This window comes from Microcystis sp. M165S2, assembly GCF_020245885.1.
In the GTDB taxonomy this organism is placed as follows: Bacteria; Cyanobacteriota; Cyanobacteriia; order Cyanobacteriales; family Microcystaceae; genus Microcystis.
Map to the genome: position 1 here is coordinate 1 of NZ_JADBTZ010000251.1, position 3,024 is coordinate 3,024.

The 3,024-nt window shown below is 45.3% G+C and carries 3 protein-coding genes and 2 pseudogenes; 2 read left to right on the forward strand and 3 right to left on the reverse strand.

From position 1 onward, the window contains the following. Positions 1-288 precede the first annotated feature (288 nt). A pseudogene (locus tag IM479_RS12755) lies at positions 289-434 on the reverse strand (IS1 family transposase); the annotation flags it as partial. Here IM479_RS12755 and IM479_RS12760 point away from each other — a divergent pair. Together IM479_RS12760 and IM479_RS12765 are read left to right on the forward strand one after the other, a co-directional pair. Continuing rightward, positions 417-533: pseudogene (locus tag IM479_RS12760) on the forward strand (zinc ribbon domain-containing protein); the annotation flags it as partial. The pseudogenes IM479_RS12755 and IM479_RS12760 overlap by 18 nt on opposite strands. 100 nt (positions 534-633) lie before the next feature. Next, the gene (locus tag IM479_RS12765; protein WP_158200850.1) at positions 634-951 is read left to right on the forward strand and encodes a 2Fe-2S iron-sulfur cluster-binding protein; all 318 of its coding nucleotides are present in this window, start codon (positions 634-636) and stop codon (positions 949-951) included. An 81-nt stretch (positions 952-1,032) separates the two neighbouring features. Here the strand turns inward: IM479_RS12765 and pyrG are convergent, their stop codons facing one another. Together pyrG and IM479_RS12775 are read right to left on the reverse strand one after the other, a co-directional pair. Next, positions 1,033-2,673, reverse strand: a complete 1,641-nt coding sequence (gene pyrG / locus IM479_RS12770) for a glutamine hydrolyzing CTP synthase (RefSeq protein WP_286827046.1) — start codon at positions 2,671-2,673, stop codon at positions 1,033-1,035. A gap of 119 nt (positions 2,674-2,792) precedes the next feature. Next, a partial coding sequence (locus IM479_RS12775) for a zinc ribbon domain-containing protein (RefSeq protein ID WP_287687481.1) occupies positions 2,793-3,024 on the reverse strand: 232 nt, incomplete at its 5' end.

Below are 3,024 nucleotides of genomic sequence, written 5' to 3' on the forward strand. Positions count from 1 at the left end.
TTGATAGGAATACCCTAAGCCTAGATAAGCCTGAAACTTTCTCAAACTAATATCGTGATCACCTCTAAAATAAGGTTTACCGTTGACCAGAAATCTTTCGATAGGATAGCAGTGCAAAAGCAGTAAACTTTGAGTAACCGTGCCGAAAAGAAACTGTTCAAATACTCGACAATAATCCTTAAACTGCTCTAATTCCAGAATTTCTCTTAAGTTTAGCTCCTTAACTGCGATTCTATCCTGGGTGGTGATTCGGTAGTAGTGATGGCGGCTTAATCCTTTGCTTTGCTGTGCATTGTAGTCATGGATAAAATACCAAAGGGTTCCCCAACGTGATTCTCCATTTTTTTAGAGAAAGATAGACTCTGTCTCACCAGCCGAGAAATCCTTTGTCGAAAGGTATTATTTAATCTTTCAATTTGGGAGAGTCCGGTCTCTGGATTCTTAATGGAGACATTGAGAATCTAAGCTGTCTCGTTGAACAAGGAATTTCCGATAGTGATAGGTCAAGAATCCCCCGTCACAGCGTAGCTTGACGGTGGGAGTATGTCAAAACTTGCGCTCGAACTCGATAAAATTCGTGAGGAGTATCTAGAATGATAAAATAGGTGAAGTTCAAAGCATCATTGATTAGCTATGACCACAACCTACAAGGTAGAAATTTCTCATTTAGGAACAACACAAACGATCGAAGTTAGGGAAGATCAAACTATACTACAAGCGGCCTACGATGCGGGAATCGACTTACCCAGTTCTTGCAATGCGGGCGTATGTACTACCTGTGCCGCTCAACTTTCCCAGGGTAGCGTCGAACAAAGTGATGGCATGGGATTATCCCCCGACCTGCAAAAAGAAGGCTATGCTTTGTTATGTGTGGCCTATCCTCGCTCGGATATTAAACTGGAATCTGGCAAGGAAGAAGTGGTTTATCAACGTCAATTCGGAAAACCCTAGGCCAAACTGGGGTTAAGATGACAAATTTTCGGGGGTTTCCCCCCAAAAAACCAGATTTTGAGCCAATCAGACCAGCAAATCCTAACCAATAGCTGAATGCTGACTACTCAGGGAGAACTTTTGCTCTCTACCCTTGAGGGCCGCTTTCATGAAACCATAAAAGAGAGGATGAGCTTTATTGGGACGGGAGCGAAATTCGGGGTGAAATTGGGTAGCAATAAAGAAAGGATGTTTTGGTAGTTCGATAATTTCCACCAAACGACCATCAGGAGAAGTGCCACTCACCAGATAACCAGTCTCGAAAAAGAGACTACGATAGGCATTATTGAACTCGTAACGGTGACGATGGCGCTCATAGATAACCTCTTGACCGTAGAGGGAGAAAGCTAGACTATCGGGATTTAAACGACAGGGATAGAGACCTAAGCGCATTGTTCCCCCTAAATCTACCACATCTGCCTGTTCTGGCAGTAAATTAATCACCGGATTCGGTGTATCTTCTTCAAATTCGGAACTATTAGCCCTTTCTAATTGGGCCACATTGCGACCCCATTCGATAATCGAACACTGCATCCCTAAACAGAGACCCAAGAAAGGAATATTATTGACCCTAGCATACTCGATCGCCTTAATTTTGCCATCCACACCCCTAATACCAAAACCACCGGGTACAACAATACCGTCAACACCGCTCAAATGAGCTTCGGCCGAATCATTATCCACATCTTCAGCACTTACCCAACGCAATTCTATCTCGCTATCAAGGGCAATAGCAGCGTGTTTGAGGGCCTCTACCACCGAGAGATAAGCGTCCCCCAACTGCACGTATTTACCCACGATAGCTATCTCTAATTTTTGACCGGGGGATTGCATCTGTCGGATGAGATTTTCCCACTCCTCCAGATGGGGGTATCGGGGACCCAGGTTTAATAATTCTAGGGTTTGTTGCGCTAATCCCTCTTTTTCCAGATTGAGGGGAACTTCGTAGATACTGCTGGCATCCTGAGCGGTAATCACCGATTCCACCGGCACATCACAGAAAGCTGAGAGTTTTTCTTTTAACCCCGGTTGTAGGGGTAGATGACAACGACAGACTAACACATCCGGTTGAATGCCGATCGATCTTAATTCCTTGACCGAGTGTTGCGTCGGTTTAGTTTTCATCTCCTTGGCGGCCGGAATCCAAGGAATTAGGGTAACGTGCATATAAACTACGTTATTTCGACCCACATCCTTCCTAAATTGCCTAATTGCTTCTAAAAAAGGCAAAGATTCGATATCTCCCACCGTACCACCAATTTCTGTGATGACAATATCGGGGTTGGTATCTTTGGCCACCCGAAGAATCCTTTCCTTGATTTCGTTGGTAATATGGGGAATTACCTGCACAGTTCCCCCCATATAAGCACCACGACGCTCTTTATTCAATACCGCTTGATAAATCGAGCCGGTAGTCACGCTATTGAGACGGGAGAGTTCCGTATCGGTAAAACGTTCGTAGTGGCCAAGGTCGAGGTCGGTTTCGGCCCCATCATCGGTGACAAATACCTCTCCGTGTTGAAAAGGACTCATCGTACCTGGATCCACGTTGATATAGGGGTCTAATTTCAGAATTGAGACGGAATAATCCCGACTTTTCAACAATCTTCCTAAACTAGCGGCGACAATTCCTTTCCCAATACTGGAGACGACTCCCCCGGTGACAAAGACAAATTTACTCATAAAATTTTTCCTGCGATCGATTATACCCGGCAAGGGGTGAGAGTTTTCGGGATGCGGCGGTGTCATTTTCCCAGATTTCATTTTGACATCCTCGCCGCCGTAAAACGGACGGCGATTCCTCACCACGCCACTTTTTTAGAATGGTCGCTGAATGGGGTTGACGCGACCCGGGATGCTGCTTCTTTAACAGAAGTCTTACGCTTTCCGACCCGTCCGTTTAAAGTCTCCGAATGTCCTCCGGCGACCTTGATATTTACCGCAGCGTTTACATCTCGATCATGAAAAGTGCCACAGAAAAGACATTCCCACTCACGGATATTTAACGCCTTTTTCCCGCCGATATTCCCGCAA

Coding starts and splice junctions, on each gene's coding strand:
- IM479_RS12765 (WP_158200850.1), top strand. CDS start 634: ATGACCACAACCTACAAGGTAGAAATTTCTCATTTAGGAACAACACAA.
- pyrG (WP_286827046.1), bottom strand. CDS start 2,673: ATGAGTAAATTTGTCTTTGTCACCGGGGGAGTCGTCTCCAGTATTGGG.